This is a genomic window from Nosocomiicoccus ampullae (assembly GCF_019357495.1).
Taxonomy (GTDB): Bacteria; Bacillota; Bacilli; order Staphylococcales; family Salinicoccaceae; genus Nosocomiicoccus; species Nosocomiicoccus ampullae.
The window spans coordinates 616902-637761 of the sequence record NZ_CP079110.1; the positions used below are offsets into that span (position 1 = coordinate 616902).

Here is a 20860-nt window from a genome sequence, read left to right on the forward strand (position 1 = left end):
TTATAATAAAAGGTGAGAAATAATGGCGACTAAAGATGAGATTGTAGCAGCTGCTAAAGATGTAGGTAAGATGATTGCCGACACTGAAGAAGTAAAATTCTTTGAAAAGGCAGAAGCTAAAATTCATGAAAATAAAGAAGTCCGTGAAAAAATGGCAAGTTTACGTTCATTACAACAACAAGCAGTAAATTTCCAAAGTTACGGTAAAACACGTGCATACGAACTTGCACAAGAAAAAATCGATGCGCTTGAAAAAGAATTAGATGATATGCCAATTGTACAGCAATTCATCGATGCACAAGAGAATGTAAATGATATTTTACAAATGGTTTCGCACGCGATTAGTAGTTCTGTCACATACGAAGTGATTGAAAGAACTGGTGGCGATCACCTTGAAGGTGAAACAGGCGCAGGCATGAAAAATAAGGCAAGTAAAGACGTTGAATAAAAGGGAGTGACTAGAGTCACTCTTTTTTTCATGGTATAATTTATTAGATATTAACGGTTAGGATGAGTGTATATGTCGAACGTAACTCCGATGATGAAACAATATTTATCGATTAAAGAAGAACATAAAGATGCGTTTTTATTTTTTAGACTTGGAGATTTTTACGAGTTATTTTATGATGATGCAGTTGAAGCGGCAAAATTACTTGAAATCACGTTAACGTCTAGAGATAAAACGAGCAACATACCGATGGCTGGTGTACCGTATCATTCTGCTACACGGTATATTGAAAAGCTGATTAACCACGGCTATAAAGTTGCAATTTGTGAGCAAATGGAAGACCCTAAAGCTGTGAAAGGTATGGTGAAGCGTGAAGTAGTACGCGTAATTACACCAGGAACATTAATTGATGATTTCGGAATTTCTCAAGATGAGAGTAACTATATATTATCTTTAAATCACCGAGATGATATATATGACGTCGTGTACGGTGATATTTCTACAGGGGATATGTATTCATTTGAAACAAAAGACCTCGACACCCTTTACACTCAGTTGTCTCGAATTAACCCTAGAGAAATTGTTGTATCTAATAATAGTGAAGCGGTACTTCATAACTTTTATAATGATCCACCACTTATTACAGTTGTTGACGGTACGTCTAGTGAAGTGCAATTACTTTCATATATTGAGTCTCAAAATAAACAAAAGCTTTCACATTTAAAAGATATTATAGAAATTAATGTCGACTCGAATTTAAAATTATCTCAATCAACCATTAGTAACTTAGAACTTGTTGAAAATTTACAGACGAAAAAACAAAAAGGATCATTGTATTGGTATTTAAATAAAACTGAAACACCGATGGGCCGAAGAAAATTAAAGCGTCTAATTGAATCACCACTTGTAAATCTTGAAGAAATTAAAAATCGTCAAGATGTTGTTGGTAAATTACTTGAAAACTTTATAGAGCGTGAAGATATTAAAGCAGCTTTAAATAACGTGTACGATATTGAAAGATTAACAGGACGAATGAGCTTTGGAAATATAGATGTTAAAGGTTTTATTGAACTTAGAGATTCGTTAGAAGGACTTCCGAATGTTTATAAGCTTTTATCATCTATTGGTTTAATCGATAACGTATTATTTAAAGATTTTGACGTATTAAGTGATGTATACGAAATGCTAAAAGTATTAAAATCTGACGCACCGAAGACGATTCGTGAAGGCAATATATTTGAATACGGTGTGAGTAAAGAACTAGATGAATTAAGAGATATTCAAAATAACTCTAGAGAATGGTTAGAGAATTATTTATCTAAAGAGAAAGAAAAGACAAACATAAAAAATATGAAGATTGGATTTAATAAAGTGTTTGGATATTTCTTAGAAATCTCTAAAGGCCAAGCGGCGACGTTTGATGCAGAAAAGTATGGGTATGATCGTAGACAAACGTTAACTAACTCTGAACGCTACATTACACCAGAGTTAAAAGAGATGGAAGATAAAATTTTAAAAGCTGAAGATGAAAGTGTTATTTTAGAATACAACATGTTTATCGACTTAAGAGAAAAAGTAAAGGGACATACTGAAAGACTTCAGAGAACGAGTGAACAGTTATCTATACTTGATTGCTTAATTAGCTTTGCGGACGTCTCAAATGAGTATCAACTCGTAAGGCCAGAATTCACAGAAGATGAACTAGAAATTATTGACGGTAGACATCCAATTGTAGAAAAGATGCTCGGAGAAAGAACGTACGTACCTAACGACGTTAAAATGGATGATGATACGTTTATCTATTTAATTACGGGACCAAACATGAGTGGTAAAAGTACGTATATGCGCCAAGTGGCAATCATTACGATTATGTCTCAAATTGGTATGAACGTACCTGCGGCTTCTTGTAAAATTCCGATATTTGACGCTATTTATACACGTATTGGAGCAAGTGATGACTTATCAAGTGGTAAATCGACATTTATGATTGAAATGATGGAAGCAAACGATGCACTTAAACACGCGACTAAAAATAGTCTAATTATATTTGATGAACTTGGCCGTGGAACTTCAACATATGACGGAATGGCACTTGCTGAAGCGATGTTAAAATATATTCATAACTATATCGGTGCAAAAACTTTATTCTCAACACATTACCATGAATTGACGGATTTAGATGCGTCGCTACATCATTTAATGAACGTTCACGTAAAAGCAAGCGAGAAAAATGGTGTGTTAGAGTTTCAGCATAAAGTTGAAAAAGGTGCGGTTGAAAAAAGTTATGGTATCCAAGTTGCTGAGCTTGCAGATCTTCCGAGAGAAGTAACAATTGAAGCGCGTAAAGTGTTAAAACGTTTAGAAAATACGAATGACAATACTGTTGACGTTACGCAATTAGAGTTAACGTTAGATGATACGTCAGAACAAACAAGTACTATAGAAGAAAAAATCAAAACGTTAAACATTAATCATATATCACCAATCGAAGCGTTAACGTTACTTAGTGAATTTCAAGACGAATTAAAGTAAAGAGGGGATTATATGGAGAGAGTCCATGTACTAGATCCAGTTATCCAAAATAAAATAGCAGCGGGTGAAGTTGTCGAACGCCCAAGTTCCATTGTTAAAGAACTTGTTGAAAACTCGATAGATGCTCACTCAACATCTATTGAGGTCTTTATCGAAGAAAGTGGTCTTAAAAAAATTAGAGTTGTCGATAATGGTGAAGGTATTGACGATAGAGATAGCCGTTTAATATTCGAGCGTCATGCAACGAGTAAAATCGCTGAAGACTATGATTTATTTGAAATTCGCTCGATGGGATTTCGTGGTGAGGCACTTGCGAGTATTGGTGCAGTGTCTAAAGCAACGGTTGAAAGTTATCGTAAAGACAGACAGCCATTTAAATTAGAATACAATGGTGGCAGAGAAGTTGGCTACCATGAAGGCAAATCTCGCGTTGGTACAGTAGTGACGATAGAAGACTTATTTTTTAACACACCAGCAAGATATAAATATATTAAAAGTTTAAGAACTGAAGCGGGCCGTATTATTGATATGATGCAACGCTTTAGTTTTAACCATCCAGATATTCAGTTTAAACTCGTCTTTGATGGGAAAGTTCGATTTCAAACAAAAGGAAATGGTAACTTAAAAGAAGTCATTGCAGATGTTTACGGGCTAAATGTTGCGAGACATAGCGTAAAAGTTGAAGGTACAACACCAGACTATAAGTTATCAGGATTTGTTGTTCGACCAGAAATTACGAGAAGTAATAAAAATTATATTAATCTTTCAATTAATTCTCGAATTATTAAAGATTTTAGACTCGTCGCGAGTGTCGTTGAAAGTTATCATACGTTACTTCCGAAAGATAAATTTCCAGTCGTCATTTTAAATATCGATATGGATCCAAAACTTGTCGATGTAAACGTACATCCTGCAAAAACTGAAGTCCGGTTATCTAAACTTAAAGAGTTACAACGCCTAATTGAAACTACAATTAAAGATGCGCTACAGTCAGAACGTTTAATTCCAGAAATGGAGACACGTGAGAAAAAAGAAAAGCCAGTCATAACACAAAACGTCTTTGATTTTGCACCTAGACAAGTCAGAGATGATTATGATTACGTATCTAATAATAAAATCAATACAAGTGACTTTAGTTCAAAAGAGAGTAATGATAACAAAGAGACGTATATCGAACAAACAATTAATGATAACATCAGTCACTCTAATGAAAGTTATGACGACTATCAAGATTCTAAATTACCGTATTTAGAAATTGTCGGACAAGTCCACGGAACGTATATATTAATGCAAAATGACTCAGGAATGTATTTAATGGATCAACACGCCGCGCAAGAACGCATTAAATATGAATATTTCTATGAGAACATTCAAAATAGTGATGAGCGTGTGCCATTACTATTACCGTATCATTTTGAGTTTTCATATGATGACGTCATTCGTATCGATGAAAAACTCAATGATTTAAAAGCACTAGGATTTAATATTGAAAAAACAGGTATGAAGCAATATACAGTAACGGAGTATCCATCTTGGATATTAAAAGATGATCCAGAAGGAGATATCGAGTCAGTCATTGATTTTATTTCAAACACAGAAAACTTTTCAGTGAATAAGTACCGTGAAGATATGTCTATAATGATGAGTTGTAAACAGTCAATAAAAGCGAATCACTACTTAGATGAAAACCAAATGCGTACATTGCTAGATGACTTATCCAAATGTAAGTCACCATACACGTGTCCACATGGTCGACCAGTCATCATTAAGTGGTCGACATATGAGATTGAAAAGATGTTTAACCGTATTATGAAATAAGAGGTGTTCTAATGAAACAACAAATTGTATATACGAGAGACGAAGCAATTGATGTGAAAATTTCCGAACCAGAAAACCCGAAAGCAGCTGTATTAGTACTTCACGGAATTTCTGAACATAGTGGACGTTATGATTATTTACTTAATTTCTTTAAATCGCATGATATTTACGGTGTAATTTATGATCATAACGGTCACGGAAATAGAGATAACGGCAATCGTGGTGAAATTGGAAGTTTTGAAAAACTCGTCTTAGATGCTAAAGACGTGTATGATTCACTACCGAATCACTTACCAAAATTTGTAATTGGTCATTCTATGGGGAGTATCGTTTTAAGATTACTACTTACTTCGATTTGTCCAACAGGTGCAGTGATTGTTGGAACTGGAGACAGAACGACTCCAGTTGAAAAGATTCAAACAGCTTTTGTGAATGGTGTTTCAAAAATTACACCAAATTTTAAAAGTTTACTTTTAAATCAACTTGCATTCAGAGGATTTGACCGTCAAGTCGAAGGTACTGCTAAAAATAGATGGATTAGTAAAAATTACGAAAATGTCGTAAAGTTCAACCAAGACCCACTTTCTGGACACCCGGTGTCAGTGAATACATTTAAAGCATTAAACAATGCGATTATTGCAGTGAACAGTGAAGAAATAATTAAAAAATATAATAAGGATACAAACTTCTTATTAATTAGCGGTAAAGATGATCCATTTAGTCACCAAGGAAAAGATATTGAGAAATTAGATGCGACATTAAAAGCTTATGGATATAATACAAAATCAGTATTGTATGAAGATTACCGTCATGAAATTTTAAATGAAAATATTAAAAATGATGTCTACCGTACAATTTTAGACTGGATGGATAATAGTATCGATGACTAAACCTAAAATTATTTGTCTCGTTGGTCCAACTGGTGTTGGTAAAACAGAATTATCGATTAAAATCGCAAAGCATTTTAACTTTAACGTCATTAGCGGTGACTCAATGCAAGTTTATAAAGGCATGGATATAGGTACTGGTAAAATTACTGAAAGTGAAATGGACGGTGTTCGTCATGAGATGATTGATATTCTATCTCCTGACAAAAACTTTTCTGTGAAAGAGTTTCAGGAACTTGTGACGAAATTAATCGAAAAAGAATACGACAATAATAATACACCTTTTATCGTCGGTGGAACGGCATTTTACATCCATGCACTAATTAACGATTTTCAATTTAATGATGAAGATGAAGATGAAAAACTAGAATTAGTGAATTATTTTGAACAGTTTACAAATGAGGCGCTTCATGAAAAAGTAAAAGAAATTAATGAAGATATTCATATTAATAATCGTAAGCGTATGATTCGGGTGCTAATTAAAAATAAACTGGGTCAAAAGAAGCAGCATGATACGACGAGTAAATATGACGCTTTAATCATTGGATTATATGACGACAGAGAAAAGCTATATGAGAGAATAAATAACCGCGTATTAAATATGATAGATCACGGACTTGAAAAAGAAGTAAGATATTTATTTGATCATTATAAGTTATCTAAAACAGCACTTGGTGCGATTGGTTATCATGAATTTATCGATTATTTTAACGGGGACAAGTCTTTAGAAACAGTGATTAAAGATATTCAAAGAGACTCAAGAAGATATGCAAAAAGGCAACTAACGTATTTAAGAAATAAATTAGACGTTGAATGGTTCAAAGTCGGTGTCGATGAGAGTGACATTCTAAATAGAATTGAGTCATTTTTAAAAAAGTCCCATTGATTTTTCAATGAGACTTTTTTATCTATTGATGAGTGTCATAGAGATACGGTTCGAGTATTTTGTATAGATTATCATAAGTGATGTGAGTATTATTTATACGTTTAGCAATTTTACCTTCACGGGAGACGACAAACATCGTAAAGTTTAATTTCACTTCATTTTTAAATATTTTAAATTTATCTTCAGTAAGATAACTAAAAATAGGGTGTTTTGTGTCACCTTTTACGTCTACTTTTTCCATTAATGGTAATTGTATAGAAAGAGAATTGTGTAGGGCATGATCTAGATTACTTGATGATAATGCTTCTTTTTCTTTAAATTGATCCGTTGGAAATAGAAGTATATTTAAACCGTCTTTTTTATAATTCTCGTACAGTTTTTCGAGGATAGTGAGTTGAGGTACGTCGGTAATATCACTTGATATTGTGACTATCAAGAGTACCTGTCCTTTAAATTCTGACATTTTAACTAGATTTTTATGAATGTCCCTAGCTTTTAAATTATAAAATTCTTTTCCCATAAACATATCACCTATCTTCCAATGGTATTCTATTCACTTATTTTGAAATTTATAAACACGAAATGAAAAAGTATATATGTTTGAGGTGAGAAATTGAACACACAATATAATGGAGTTATTGTCGCTGTAAATACTAACGACACACATGATATTAAAAGTGAAGTCGCAGAATTAAAAGTACTTGCAGAATCTATAAATATAAAAATATTAGGGATTCACATACAAAATCGACACGAGATCGATAAACGCTATTACGTTGGCAGTGGATTTTTAAAAGAAATAAGCGAGATGTATGAGGATCTGGATTATGTCATTGTAAATGATGAAATTAAGGCGTCACAAAATAGAAATATAGAGTCAGTTCTTGATACATCTGTTCTCGACCGCACACAAATTATTTTAGATATATTTAGTTTAAGAGCAGACACTAAAGCTGGACAACTTCAAGTCGAACTTGCTCAACTTGAGTATTTAGTACCAAGACTTCGTGGACAAGGAATTAACCTTTCTCGTTTAGGTGGGGGGATTGGTACAAGAGGTCCAGGTGAGACGAAATTAGAAACAGATCGACGTCACATCAATAGGCGCATTAAAGAAATCAAAAATGAATTGAAAACAATTGAAAATACGCGTAAAAACTATCGTGAAAATCGTAATAGAAAAAAAGTGACTAAATTTAGTTTAATTGGTTATACGAATGCCGGAAAATCTGCGATGTTTAACGCGTTAACTGAAGCAAATACAAAAGAATTAAACCAGTTGTTCGCAACACTAGATCCGAAAACAAGAAAATTAGAATTCCAAAATGGATTTAATGCAATCATTACAGATACGGTTGGTTTTATTCAAAAATTACCGACGACTTTAGTTGAAAGCTTTAAGTCAACATTAGAAGAAGCTGCGGATAGTGACTTTTTAATTCATGTGATAGATAATCACTCAGACCACATCGACGAACATTACCGAACTGTACAACAATTATTAAAAGAACTCGATATGTCTCATATTCCGACAATTGTTTTATTTAATAAAAGTGATTTAAATAATGAGTTAAACTATATTACGAACGACACATACTTTTTAGTCAATAAGTTTATGGAAAAAGAAGAACTTCTCAACAAATTAAAAAAAGGTATAAAAGACAATTATGAATTTTACACTCGAAATATCACGATGAATGAGATCAACGAATTATATGAGTTAAAACAAGACACTTATGTGACGAATTTAACTTTTAATGAAGATGATGAAATCTATACTGTTGAAGGGTATACAAAAGACATTTCGATTATTCAGGAGATTTTAAAGGAGAAACAATGAAACACGCACAATCTATTATTGAACAATCAGAAGCACATATTCAGCCATTAATCGATGAAAATAAAAGAATTGCTTATTATAACTTTAAAAAAGTCATGCAGGCGTTTAACAGTCATTCTGTTATGGAAAGTGATTTTACAGGAACGACTGGATATGGTTATGACGACACAGGTAGAGATAAGTTAGAAGATATTTATAGAGATGTATTTGAAGCAGAAGATGCACTCGTACGTGCTCAAATAATTTCAGGTACTCACGCGATTTCACTGAGTCTTTTATCGTTATTAAACCGAGGCGATGAATTATTATATATTACCGGTTGGCCATATGACACGTTAGAAAAAGTAATTGGTGAAAGTGAAGAAGATATCGGTAGTATGAAAGAACTCGGTATCGACTTTAACTATATCAATTTAATTGATGATAAAGAATTTGATGTCGATAAAATTTTAAATAGTATTAACGACAATACTAAAGTGATAGGAATTCAGCGCTCGCGTGGTTATTCTACACGCAAGTCGATGACAATCCGTCAAATTGAAGCGGTAATAACTGAAATTAAAAAGCATTATCCAAACATTATCATTTTTGTAGATAACTGTTATGGTGAATTCGTTGAAACGAAAGAACCGGTTGAAGTCGGTGCAGATATCGTTGCAGGAAGTTTAATTAAAAATCCTGGCGGTGGACTCGCTAAAATGGGTGGATATGTTGTTGGACGTAAAGATTTAATTGAAAGAGTCAGTTATAGATTGACAGTCCCTGGTATTGGTAAAGAAATGGGAGCATCACTCGAAGTTTTATTAGATATGTACCAAGGACTATTTATGGCACCACATGCAGTAATTGAAAGTTTAAATGGTGCATTATTAACAAGTCATGTTCTAACGAGTTTAGGTTATAAAACAGATCCACTCTTCGACGAGAAGCGTACGGATTTAATACAAAGTATAGAATTTAACACCGAAGAAGAAATGATCTCGTTTATTCAAATGGTACAAAGTGCAAGCCCAGTGAATTCTAAATTTTTACCAATTCCTGATTTAATTCCAGGATATCAGCATCCAGTCATTATGGCAGCTGGGACATTCATACAAGGTGCGTCACTCGAGTTATCTGCTGATGGACCAGTAAGAGAACCATATATTGCATTTATGCAAGGTGGATTAGTTTACGAGCACGTCAAATATGCGTTAGAAAAAGTGTTAGATGAATGGATAGAAAAAGGAATTATATAAGTTCCTAATTTAATAATATTGTTTATAGAGGGAGGTAACATGGGTACATTAATAATATAGATAATGAACGATGTTACTCATAACTTATAAAGTAACACACATATTGAAAGGACATGATATTGTGTTAGTTAAATTACTAGAACCTCTAAACGTACCGGATGAAATGGTAGAAAAACTTGCAGCACCGATTAAAGAAAAAGGGCATGAGTTTGTCTATTACAACACGAAAACAACTGATAAAAATGAATTAATCGAGCGTAGTAAAGATGCTGACGTCATTATGATTGCGAATAATCCATATCCTAAAGAAGCGATTGAACAAAATGAAAATTTAAAATATATTAACGTTGCATTCACTGGTGTTGACCACGTAGAGTTAGAAGAGGATGCGAAGGAAAAAGTGTTACTCAGTAATGCGTCAGGATATGCGAATACAGCAGTTGCTGAGCTAGCGGTTGGTTTAACTATAGACGTATTTAGAAAAATCACTGAAGGTGACAGTGATACGAGAAAAGCTGAAGATTTTTCAGGCGCTTTTCAAGGTAGACAAATTAAAGGGAAAACAGTTGGTTTTATCGGAACAGGTAAAATTGGGGTAGAGACTGCCGAATTATTTAAAGCATTTGGTGCAGACTTAATTGCGTATAACGGATCAAGTGAAAATGCACATGCATTAGTACTTGGTATGGAATATATGGACTTAGATGACATGCTTGAACAAGCAGACATCGTAACTTTACATGTACCTGCAACAAAAGATACGCATCATTTACTCGGCGCTGAAGAATTTAAAAAAATGAAAGAAAGTGCAGTACTTATTAACTGTGCACGTGGACCAGTCGTTGATAACGATGCGTTAGCAGATGCATTAAACAATGGTGAAATTGCGGGTGCAGGAATCGACGTATACGATATGGAACCACCAATTCCTGGAGATTATAAACTCCTAAATGCAAAAAACACAGTACTAACACCACACGTCGGATACTTAACTGATGAAGCGATGAAGTTAAGAGCAGAAATTGCGTTTGATAATACAATTAAATATTTAGAAGGTAAACCTCAAAATTTAATAGATTAAATATTTTGTATGACAGATTAAAAAGCTGAGACTTCTAATGTCTCAGTTTTTTTAATTTCAATATATGTTAGTAATATAATTGTATGTAAATATTAATTCTTATATTTAGCAAAATTATACATAGAAAAACGACAAATAATTTACTACTAAATATCATGTTTTTTTAAGAAATATAAATTTATTATTTATTAGAAAAGTCACTTTTGATAAAATAGAAATGCTGTATAAATTAATCTTGTGACAATGTGAGTGACAATATGGCATCAATTTAATATTTAATCAGGAGTGGTATGAATGAGTCAAAAAGTAGTTTTAGCATTAGGTGGTAATGCAATTTTACAACCAAAACAAGAGCCAACTTACGAAAACCAGTACGAAAACGTGTATAGTGCAGCGACGAGTATGATAGACATCGTTAAAGCAGGACACGAAATCATCGTCACACACGGTAATGGACCTCAAGTTGGTCTTATTATTGCTCAAAATGAAGCAGCTAAAGATGACATTAAACCGATGCCAGTATTTGTAAGTAGTGCAGAATCACAAGGTATGATTGGGTTTATGTTAGAACAGGCACTAAAAAATAAGCTAAAAGAAGCAAATATCGATAAAAATGTCGTATCATTACTCACTATGACTGAAGTCGATAAAGACGATCAAGCTTTTCAAAATCCGACAAAACCAATTGGTGTGTTCTTCACTGAAGAAGAAGCTAAAAAAATGGAAGAAGAAAATGGATTTGTAATGGCTGAAGATGCTGGACGAGGATATCGACGTGTTGTTCCATCTCCAGAGCCAAAAAAAATTCACGGTGTCGAAGAAATTAAAACACTCTCTGAAGAATCAATCGTTATTTCTTCAGGCGGTGGTGGTATTCCAATTTGGCGTGACGAAGACGGTGTGATTCATGGTGTTGACGCAGTAATCGATAAAGACCGCTCTGCACTTAAACTTGCACAACAAAGTGACGCTGATACGTTAATGGTATTAACAGATGTGCCGAACGTATTTATAAACTATGGTAAAGAAAATGAAATTAAACTAGAGAATGTAACCGTTGAAGAAATGGAACAATACATTGAAGACGGACATTTCGCAGCAGGTTCAATGCTCCCTAAAGTTGAGTCAGCAATTGGATTTGCAAAATCTGGTGAAAATAAACAAGCGATTATTTGTTCATTATCTGATGCAGTTAAAGCATTAGCTGGTGAAGCAGGTACGCATATAAAATTATAATATATGACACAGCCCTTTTAGGCTGTGTTTTTGTAGTTAAAGGAGTATACAATTGAGTGGTAAATTATATGAGTTAAAAGATCATTGGATGTTAATCATTGCTTTAATGCTTGTTGCTTCCATTTTACGTGCGCCGATTACGTCTGTCGGACCAGTAGTTGATCAAATTAGAGATGCATTAAATATTTCAAATACAGTCGCGGGATTACTGACAACGATTCCTTTACTAATATTTGGTGTTGTGTCTCCATACATACCAAGACTTGTTCGAAAGTTTTCAATCAATCACGTCATATTTTATTCATTAATTATTATATTATGTGGACTCGTCATTCGTAATCTATCGAGTGTAGAATGGTTTATATTAGGAACTATTATTATTGGATTAGGTATTGCGGTCGGTAACGTAACAATTCCAAGTTACGTGAAGCTTCGATTTCCACTTCATATAGGTCTAGTTACTGGATTATACGGTGCAGTTATGAACGCTATGGCGGGTGTTGGTGGTGGTTTATCAGTACCATTATCTGAAACAAGTGCGTATGGTTATAAACTATCATTATCTATTTGGATAATCTTAACAGTTATAGCTATTTTATTTTGGATTAAACAATTAAACGCTCAGAAATATGAAGCACAATATATTGATGAAGGTGCAGTTACACTAACAATTAAAGACTTACTTAAATCGAGAATCGCATGGGGTGTCGCACTTAGTTTTGGATTACAATCTATGATTTTTTACAGTGTCGTTGCGTGGATACCGACAATTTTAGTATCCCAAGGATTAACATTTAAAACAGCTGGGTATTACTTTATGTTTGCACAGTTCATACAAGTTCCGATTGCGTTTATATACCCTCAATTTGTTGAAAGTGTAAAAAATAAAAGGATTCCTGTAGTTATAATATTTGTTGCTTTTGTTACAGGATTTAGTTTAATGTTTGTTGAAAATAAAATAGTACTACTATTTGCAATGCTAATCATGGGTGTCGGCGTCGGTGCTGCATTTTTAACATGTATGGTCTTTTTCTCTTTAAAAGCAAATACATATGACGGTAGTATGATGCTGTCTGGATTCTCACAATCCATTGGATACGTGATTGCGGCAAGTGGACCACTTATTATGGGAGTTATTCAAGACTACATTCAAAATGAAATCATTAACATTTATATTTTCATCGCGTTAAGTATAATAGTATTTATAACATTAATGATTGCAGCTGAAGATAAAACTGTCGAAGAAACGATTAAATAAAGAGGTAGATATAATGTATAGCTACACATATTTAAATAATAGTGAAGTGTTTTATGAAGAGCATTCACCAGTGAATTATGAATATAAAGAAAGATTATTTAACGTACCTTTAGGTCGTAAATTTAATTTTAATAATGCTTCTGATATTTTTAAAAATCAACGTACTCCATTTTCTCAAAGTTATTTTGGTCACCAATTTGGGAGTCCAGTTATTTTAGGTGATGGAAGACAAATTATTTTAGGCGAAGCGCTATTGGACAATTCTTACGTTGATATTGCAGTGAAAGGAAGCGGACCGACAAAGTATTCACGTGGCGGTGATGGTTTATTACCACTAAACGCAGCAATTAAAGAATATATTTATTCTGAGTTTTTATATAACATTAATATTCCAACAACGAGAAGTCTCGCACTATTAGAAACGACAGAAATTGCTGAACGAGAAGCTGATAAAATAGCAGCACTGCTTATCAGAGTTGCGAATTCCCATCTACGTGTTGGAACAATTCAGTTTGGAAAAATCGCTGGAGAACCGTATTTAAAAGAGATCATTGATTACTCTATAAATAGACATTATTCATACCTCAGTGAATTAGAAAATAATGTAAAATACAAAAAGTTTTTTGAAATGGTCGTTAGAAAACAAGCAGAACTCGTGGCAATGTGGCAAAGTGCTGGATTCGTGCATGGAGTTATGAATACAGATAACGTAACAATTGACGGTTCGACAATTGATTTTGGGCCATGTGCATTTATAGAAACATATGACCAAAATGCAGTATTTAGTCAAATCGATCAGCAAGGAAGATATCGCTTTTCAAATCAAGCAAAGATTATGCATTGGAATTTAAGTAAACTTGGTGAGGCTATGATTACTTTATTTAGCGATGATGAAAAAGAAGCGGTGGAAATAGCACAATCTGTTCTCGATGAATTTCCATTAATTTATAACCGAAAATGGTTTATGTTAATGGGAGAAAAAATTGGAGTTGAACAGATTGATTATAATAGTGAGACAGACCAGAAAATGATTATTGAATTTTTAAAGGAAATCGAAACTAGACAATTAGATTATACGAATACGTTTAGACAACTAGCTCTTGGTAGATTAGATTTCACACCAAATTACGGTGATCATTCTGTCAATTTTGATTTAATGAAAAAGAAAAATCCGTCATTTGTACCAAGACATCATACAGTTTTAAACGCGATAGAAGAAGCATTAAACGGGGACTACAATAAAGTCCATGAAATGCTTAAAGCATGTACTAAACCATTTAATGATAATGTACCGGAGTACTTAAAAGAGTCAAAAGGAAATAACTTTTATACGACGTGTGGTACGTAAAACTTAATTAGGTAATAAAAATACTCCTAAACTAGACTTCTAGTTTAGGAGTATTTTTTATTCTTCATCTTCTGTATTGTCATAATAAGGTGAACGCTGTACTTTCTTTCTTATCCATAACACAAAGTATCCAATTGCAATAATAATTCCTAAATATCCATATAATGGATAGAATATGTTAATTAACGTAACAAATCCAATGCGTGTTAAAAAGAATGCAACGACCATTAGAATGATCATCAATGTAACGTATGATTTACTCTTAAAATCAGTAAATCTAACGAGTACAGCATACATTAAAGCGACTACTGTATTGTAAATTAAAATAATAATAATGATAGAGTATATCGAACCAAACCACGGGTGTACAGCATCCGCGACGACTAATGCTGGCACATCTTTAGTTACAGCAGCGTCCATGTTTAATAATAAACTTCCATTCAAGAGGAGTAGTAAAATAAGTACAAACAAACCACCGAGTAATGATCCATCTTTAACGACATCATATAGTCTCGTATCTGATCCCATAATCGTAATAAAACTATATCCGACACCGAACATTAGTCCCGCATAGACTACCGCATCAATCCACCAAATATTCCAAGGAGGGACAGTAGAATCCGCGTATGTAGCACCCTCAGAAATTGACATATCTGCAGTCGAAAAGGCATATATAGACATAACAGTTACCATAATTAAAAGAATTGGTGTTGCGATACCGAGTAAGTTAATAATTTTATCAAAATCTAACATTAACGTAATTGAAACGAGTACAATCAGTACGATTGTACCCATCCAAGTCGGTAGACCAAAACTTTCATTTAAGTTACTACCACCACCAGCGAGCATTATGAAGCTCGTGACGAACATAAAAAAGACGAGAGAATAGTCGAGAATACGACCGACTACATTACCAAATAACTTATTTAGAGTTAACTCATGTGACTCAACGTCGTATATGTACCCGACTTTAGCAATTTGTCTAAAAATAAACGTCATAATTAAAACAGATAAAATAATAGATATGAAGCTCGCCATTCCATTATTCGTAAAAAATTGCATAATTTCTTGGCCAGTTGCAAATCCGGCACCGATAACGATACCACAATATGCAAAGGCAAATTTAAATAGTTCCTTAATATTCAAAAAAACAACTCCTACCTATATATAAATTTATTATACAATAAGATATAGTTGTGTAAAGTTTACAATTACTTTTTATATAACTTTTAACCATCTTTGCGTTTAATAAATATAATAAAAAATCTATTTAACCAGATAGATAAGATTAATGTGTAAAAATATATAGTATTTTATCCGCAGTTAAATCGTACGTTAACGCAAATTGATTTTACGTTAAAGAGTGTTTACTTTCATTGACAATTATAGCGGATACGTTAACGAATCACATACCATGTTGACACAAATCCGATTTGCATTAATAGATGAAAAAAACATTAATGCAAATTGATTTTACGTTAACGAATGAGTAAATAGTTTAATGAAAAATAAACTCTATGAAATTAAACAATAGTTCATTATAAAATAAAAAGCCTATCCAATTACTGGATAGGCTAAATACTTAATCTTCAATATTTGTACGATCGTAATATTTTGAACGCTGTACTTTCTTTCTAATCCATAATACAAAGAATCCTAGACCGACGATAATTCCTAGATATCCATATAATGGATAGAAAATATTAATTAATTCTACGAATCCAATTCTCGTAAATAGGAATGCAACGACCATTAATATTGCTAATAGTATTGCATAATTTTTACTTCTTGCTTTTGTAAATCTAACAAGTACAGCATACATTAACGCAACTACAGTGTTGTAAATCAGTACGATTATAACGATAGAGTAGATAGATCCAAACAATGGATGTACCGCATTAGCAACGACTAGTGCAGGGATGTCTTTAGTGACTGCAATATCCATATTTAACAGTAATCCACCATTTAATAGTAGCATTAAAATAAGTACAAATAATCCACCGAGTAATGATCCTCTTTTAACTACTTCATAAAGTCTAGTGTCAGAGCCCATAATCGTAATGAAACTAAATCCAACGCCGTACATTAGCCCGGCATATACAGTTGCGTCAATCCACCAGACGTTCCAAGGTGGAACAGATGAATCTGCATATTTAGCACCTTCAACAACTGAAAGATCTGCATTAATAAATGCAAAAATTGTCATGAAGATTACCATAATTAAAAGAATAGGTGTAGCGATACCAAGTAAGTTAATAATTCTATCAAACTTTAGCATTAATGTAATTGAGACTAATATAATCATAACGATTGATCCAACCCAAGTAGGCATACCGAAACTTTCATTTAAGTTACTTCCGCCCCCTGCAATCATTACAAAACACGTCACATACATAAAGAATACTAATGCGTAGTCTAAAAATGTTCCGAAGTATTTTCCAAATAATTTTATAAGAGGTAACTCATGGGAATCAACATCATATAAATAGCCAACTTTTGCAGATTGTCTAAATACAAAAGTTACCATTAAGACAGCAAGAACAATTCCTGCAAAACTCATAATCCCATCATTTGTAAAGAACTGCATAATCTCTTGACCTGTCGCAAAACCAGCACCGATAACGATACCGCAGTATGCGAAAGCAAACTTCAAGAGTTCTTTAATATTCAATTGATCATCTCCCTTTTGTGAATACATTTGATGATTATACAGTACGTAGGGTAGATGTAAAGTTTAATATTACACTATATAAGAGATAGGTGTATCATAATTTCTATAGTGTAATATTTGTCCGAAATTATAAAAATGATAGCGTATTTATGACAACAATAAAAAATGATAAACATATCAATGAATGTTTATCATTTTAATAAGTATTAAAGTTCACGATAAAGACCAATCACTTTTCCTAAGACAGTCACTGAGTCTAGAATAATCGGTGCCATTGTACTATTTTCAGGTTGAAGTCTATAATAACCTTTTTCCTTGTAAAAACGTTTCACTGTTGCTTCGTTGTCATCGTTCATTGCGACGATGATTTCACCGTTATGCGCGATATTTTGCTTTCTAACGATTACTTTATCTCCGTCGTGAATTCCCGCTTCAATCATACTATCACCAACAACTGATAATAGGAATACCTCACTATTATGACCAGCAGTTAAATGCTCTGGTAATGGAAAATACTCTTCAACGTTTTCAACGGCTGTGATTGGTAAGCCTGCCGTTACTTTACCGAGAACTGGTGCGTGAATGACCTCAACTTTTTGTTCAAGTTCTTGACTGACAACTTCAATTGCTCTTGGTTTTGTACGATCTCTTTTAATATAACCTTTTTCTTCTAGTTTACTTAAGTGACCGTGAACTGTTGAACTTGACTGAAGACCAATCGCATTTCCAATTTCACGAACACTTGGCGGATAACCTTTTTCATTGACACATTCTTTTATATATTTCAGTACTTCTTTTTGACGCGTAGTTAGTTGTTCCATAATAAATCCTCCGAATTATGAATTAGCTTAATTTTAACATATTTAATATAATGCTACAAACATTTGTTCGTAAATCATTGACAACGAACACGTGTTCTATTATCATATAAATACAAACAAATGTTCTAGGAGATGTGTTATATATGGTCAAACAAGAACAAGTCACTATTACTATTATTACTATAGTCCTTATCGCTCTAAGCTTATATTTCTTAGTCGATTTTTATATAAATGCACCACTATACGATATCGATCAGCCAATTGGAATTTCTCAAGCAGCAACTACTTTTCACGAATTTTCACCGAACATAGATACGAACAGTAACGTTGAAATAGTTTCTAAGTAATACTGATATATAGTAAACAGATAATATATGATATTTACGCATCGGCAATATAGCCGAATGCGTTTTTTTATGGTAAATTTAAAGTGAAAGGATTGATCATCATGTTAGATGATAAAAAACTAACTAGACTGAATGAATTGGCGAAGTTAAAACGTGAAGAAAAGATTACAAAAGATGAGTTAGATGAGTTAAACTCACTTCGCGGTGAGTATTTAAAAAACTTTAGAAAAAGTTTTAAATCACAACTCGAAAATTCTAAAGTAATTGACCCTGAAGGTAATGACGTAACGCCACAAAAAGTTAAAGATATTCAAAATAGTAAGAAAAACAAGAAATAGATTAAGGAGACTTTATTTTTTATGACTTTTGATCAGACTGACCAACTTGTTGTTAATTCAATTCGTGCTTTATCAATTGATGCGATTGAAAAAGCAAATTCAGGACACCCTGGGCTTCCAATGGGTGCGGCACCAATGGCTTATACACTTTGGAAAGAACATTTAAACTTTAACCCAAACTCAGTGAAATGGTTCAATAGAGACCGCTTCATTTTAAGTGCGGGACACGGAAGTATGCTGTTATATAGTTTACTTCACTTTGCAGACGTAATTTCAATGGATGACATTAAAGAGTTCCGCCAATATGAGTCAAGAACACCTGGACACCCAGAATTTAAACATACTGATGGTGTAGAGATTACAACAGGCCCACTTGGACAAGGGTTTGCAATGAGTGTTGGTATGGCGATGGCAGAAAGACATTTAGCTAGTCTATTTAATACAGACGGGCATGAACTCGTTGACCACTACACTTATGTTTTAGCAAGTGACGGTGACTTAATGGAAGGAATTTCTCATGAAGCAGCATCACTCGCAGGACACTTAGCGCTAGATAAGTTAATCGTGTTATATGATTCAAACGATATTTCTCTTGACGGAGATTTAGATATGAGTTTCTCTGAAGATATTGAAGGGCGTTTTAAATCATATCACTGGGATTACCACCGTGTTGATGATGGTAACGACGTGGATGCAATTAATGAAGCAATTAAAAAAGCAAAAGAATCAGATCAACCATCATTAATTGAAATTAAAACAATCATCGGATATGGTTCACCGAACAAACAAGGTAAAAGTGATTCTCACGGTGCACCAATCGGTGAAGATGAAAGAAAAAGTGCATTTGAACATTATGAATTAGATCATTCAAAACAGTTCCATGTTGATGAGTCAGTATATGAAAGATTTGACGAAACGTTAACAGCGCGTGGAGAAAAGTTAGAGCGTGAATGGAACGAATTACTTGAAGACTATAAAGAAAAGTATCCTGAAAAATATGAGAAATTTATAAACGCAGTAGAAGGTAAATTACCAGTCGATTACGACATGAATTTACCAGAATTTGAAGTTGGATCTAAAAAAGCGACACGTGGCAGTTCGAGTGACGTGATTCAACAGCTATCTGAAAATATACCAACATTATTTGGTGGAGCAGCAGACTTAGCATCTTCAAACAAAACGATGGTCAATAAAGAAGAGGCGTTCTCAAAAGATAATTATAGTGGTAGAAACATCTGGTTTGGTGTCAGAGAATTCGCAATGGCAGCTGCAGCAAACGGTATGGCAGCACACGGCGCGATCTTACCATACGTTGGTACTTTCTTTGTGTTTAGTGACTACTTAAAACCAGCTGTACGCTTAAGTGCATTAATGCAGTTACCAGTAACGTACGTATTTACACACGACTCTATCGCAGTCGGTGAAGACGGTCCAACACACGAACCAATCGAACAACTCGCTGGACTTCGTGCGATTCCAAACTTAAATGTGATTCGTCCAGCAGATGGCAACGAAACACGTGAAGCTTGGAAGCGTGCAGTAGAGTCTACAGACACTCCAACAGCACTTGTTTTAACGCGTCAAGATGTTGAAGCATTAGATATCAAAAAAGAGATGCTTGCTGAAGGTGTTAAGCGTGGTGGATACGTTGCGTATGATAACGGAGATGACGCGATTGTATTTGCGACAGGTAGTGAAGTTGCACTCGCAATTGAAGCGGCAAAAGTATTAAAAGAAAAAGACGTCAACGTGAAAGTAGTATCTATACCAGATACTGAAACTTTCTTTAGACAAGATAAAGCATATATCGACAGCGTGTTAAATAAACATATTGAAAATAGAACAGCTGTTGAAATGGCGGCAAGTATCGGATGGGCAAGATTTGTTGGTTTAGATGGTAAGTACTTAACGATCGACACATTCGGTGCAAGTGCGCCTGGTAACGAAGTTATGGAAAGATACGGTTACACAGTCGATAACTTAGTTGATATTATTTTAGAAGATTAATTTAAGGCATCCTGCATATTATATGCAGGATGTTTTAAATGCGTTGAACGATGAAAAAAATTCATGTACAATTAGAATGTTGAAAAAGTGAAAAGAGGTGAGTC

18 protein-coding genes are annotated in these 20860 nt (G+C 33.7%); 14 read left to right on the forward strand and 4 right to left on the reverse strand.

Annotated features, from left to right (window positions below; all coding sequences use genetic code 11):
• Window positions 1-22 precede the first annotated feature (22 nt).
• From KPF49_RS03120 to miaA, 5 genes are all read left to right on the forward strand, one after another.
• Complete coding sequence (locus tag KPF49_RS03120) at window positions 23-448, forward strand: YlbF/YmcA family competence regulator (protein WP_183674487.1); 426 nt, start codon at window positions 23-25, stop codon at window positions 446-448.
• Between the two features lie 72 nt (window positions 449-520).
• Entirely contained in the window at window positions 521-2980 is a 2460-nt protein-coding gene (gene mutS / locus KPF49_RS03125; protein ID WP_183674490.1) for a DNA mismatch repair protein MutS, read from the forward strand.
• A gap of 12 nt (window positions 2981-2992) precedes the next feature.
• On the forward strand, window positions 2993-4798 hold the full coding sequence (mutL, locus tag KPF49_RS03130; RefSeq protein ID WP_183674492.1) for a DNA mismatch repair endonuclease MutL: 1806 nt from the start codon (window positions 2993-2995) through the stop codon (window positions 4796-4798).
• Window positions 4799-4809: 11 nt separating this feature from the next.
• Entirely contained in the window at window positions 4810-5688 is an 879-nt protein-coding gene (locus tag KPF49_RS03135; protein ID WP_183674495.1) for an alpha/beta fold hydrolase, read from the forward strand.
• Complete coding sequence (miaA, locus tag KPF49_RS03140; RefSeq protein ID WP_183674498.1) at window positions 5681-6571, forward strand: tRNA (adenosine(37)-N6)-dimethylallyltransferase MiaA; 891 nt, start codon at window positions 5681-5683, stop codon at window positions 6569-6571. The genes KPF49_RS03135 and miaA overlap by 8 nt, the downstream gene beginning before the upstream one ends.
• Window positions 6572-6593: 22 nt before the next feature.
• Here the strand turns inward: miaA and KPF49_RS03145 are convergent, their stop codons facing one another.
• Window positions 6594-7091 carry a thioredoxin domain-containing protein gene (locus KPF49_RS03145; protein WP_183674501.1) on the reverse strand — a complete coding sequence of 166 codons (498 nt, stop codon included), beginning with the start codon at window positions 7089-7091 and terminating at the stop codon, window positions 6594-6596.
• Window positions 7092-7184: 93 nt separating this feature from the next.
• On the opposite strand from KPF49_RS03145, the gene hflX reads away from it, so the two are divergent.
• From hflX to KPF49_RS03175, 6 genes are all read left to right on the forward strand, one after another.
• Window positions 7185-8411 (forward strand): GTPase HflX, encoded by a 1227-nt coding sequence (gene hflX, locus KPF49_RS03150; protein WP_183674504.1) that lies wholly within the window; start codon window positions 7185-7187, stop codon window positions 8409-8411.
• The gene (locus KPF49_RS03155; protein ID WP_183674507.1) at window positions 8408-9649 is read left to right on the forward strand and encodes a methionine gamma-lyase family protein; all 1242 of its coding nucleotides are present in this window, start codon (window positions 8408-8410) and stop codon (window positions 9647-9649) included. The genes hflX and KPF49_RS03155 overlap by 4 nt, the downstream gene beginning before the upstream one ends.
• A 121-nt stretch (window positions 9650-9770) precedes the next feature.
• The gene (locus tag KPF49_RS03160) at window positions 9771-10730 is read left to right on the forward strand and encodes an NAD(P)-dependent oxidoreductase (RefSeq protein ID WP_183674510.1); all 960 of its coding nucleotides are present in this window, start codon (window positions 9771-9773) and stop codon (window positions 10728-10730) included.
• A 294-nt stretch (window positions 10731-11024) separates the two neighbouring features.
• A complete protein-coding gene (arcC, locus tag KPF49_RS03165) occupies window positions 11025-11966 on the forward strand; it encodes a carbamate kinase (protein WP_183674513.1) in 942 nt (313 codons plus the stop codon).
• A 52-nt stretch (window positions 11967-12018) separates the two neighbouring features.
• Window positions 12019-13224 carry a CynX/NimT family MFS transporter gene (locus KPF49_RS03170; protein ID WP_183674516.1) on the forward strand — a complete coding sequence of 402 codons (1206 nt, stop codon included), beginning with the start codon at window positions 12019-12021 and terminating at the stop codon, window positions 13222-13224.
• A gap of 13 nt (window positions 13225-13237) precedes the next feature.
• A complete protein-coding gene (locus KPF49_RS03175; protein WP_183674519.1) occupies window positions 13238-14572 on the forward strand; it encodes a protein adenylyltransferase SelO family protein in 1335 nt (444 codons plus the stop codon).
• Window positions 14573-14629: 57 nt separating this feature from the next.
• On the opposite strand, the gene KPF49_RS03180 is transcribed toward KPF49_RS03175, so the two are convergent.
• The 3 genes from KPF49_RS03180 to lexA form a co-directional block, all read right to left on the reverse strand.
• Window positions 14630-15718: a YkvI family membrane protein gene (locus KPF49_RS03180; protein WP_183674522.1), complete on the reverse strand. Its 1089-nt coding sequence runs from the start codon at window positions 15716-15718 to the stop codon at window positions 14630-14632.
• 436 nt (window positions 15719-16154) lie between these two features.
• Window positions 16155-17243, reverse strand: a complete 1089-nt coding sequence (locus KPF49_RS03185) for a YkvI family membrane protein (protein ID WP_183674525.1) — start codon at window positions 17241-17243, stop codon at window positions 16155-16157.
• 206 nt (window positions 17244-17449) lie between these two features.
• Window positions 17450-18064: a transcriptional repressor LexA gene (gene lexA, locus KPF49_RS03190; RefSeq protein WP_183674528.1), complete on the reverse strand. Its 615-nt coding sequence runs from the start codon at window positions 18062-18064 to the stop codon at window positions 17450-17452.
• Window positions 18065-18207: 143 nt separating this feature from the next.
• On the opposite strand from lexA, the gene KPF49_RS03195 reads away from it, so the two are divergent.
• The 3 genes from KPF49_RS03195 (at window position 18208) to tkt (ending at window position 20756) form a co-directional block, all read left to right on the forward strand.
• Entirely contained in the window at window positions 18208-18411 is a 204-nt protein-coding gene (locus KPF49_RS03195) for a hypothetical protein (RefSeq protein ID WP_183674531.1), read from the forward strand.
• 98 nt (window positions 18412-18509) lie between these two features.
• Window positions 18510-18749 carry a DUF896 domain-containing protein gene (locus KPF49_RS03200; protein ID WP_375781557.1) on the forward strand — a complete coding sequence of 80 codons (240 nt, stop codon included), beginning with the start codon at window positions 18510-18512 and terminating at the stop codon, window positions 18747-18749.
• Window positions 18750-18770: 21 nt separating this feature from the next.
• On the forward strand, window positions 18771-20756 hold the full coding sequence (gene tkt / locus KPF49_RS03205; RefSeq protein ID WP_183674537.1) for a transketolase: 1986 nt from the start codon (window positions 18771-18773) through the stop codon (window positions 20754-20756).
• Window positions 20757-20860: the final 104 nt, after the last annotated feature.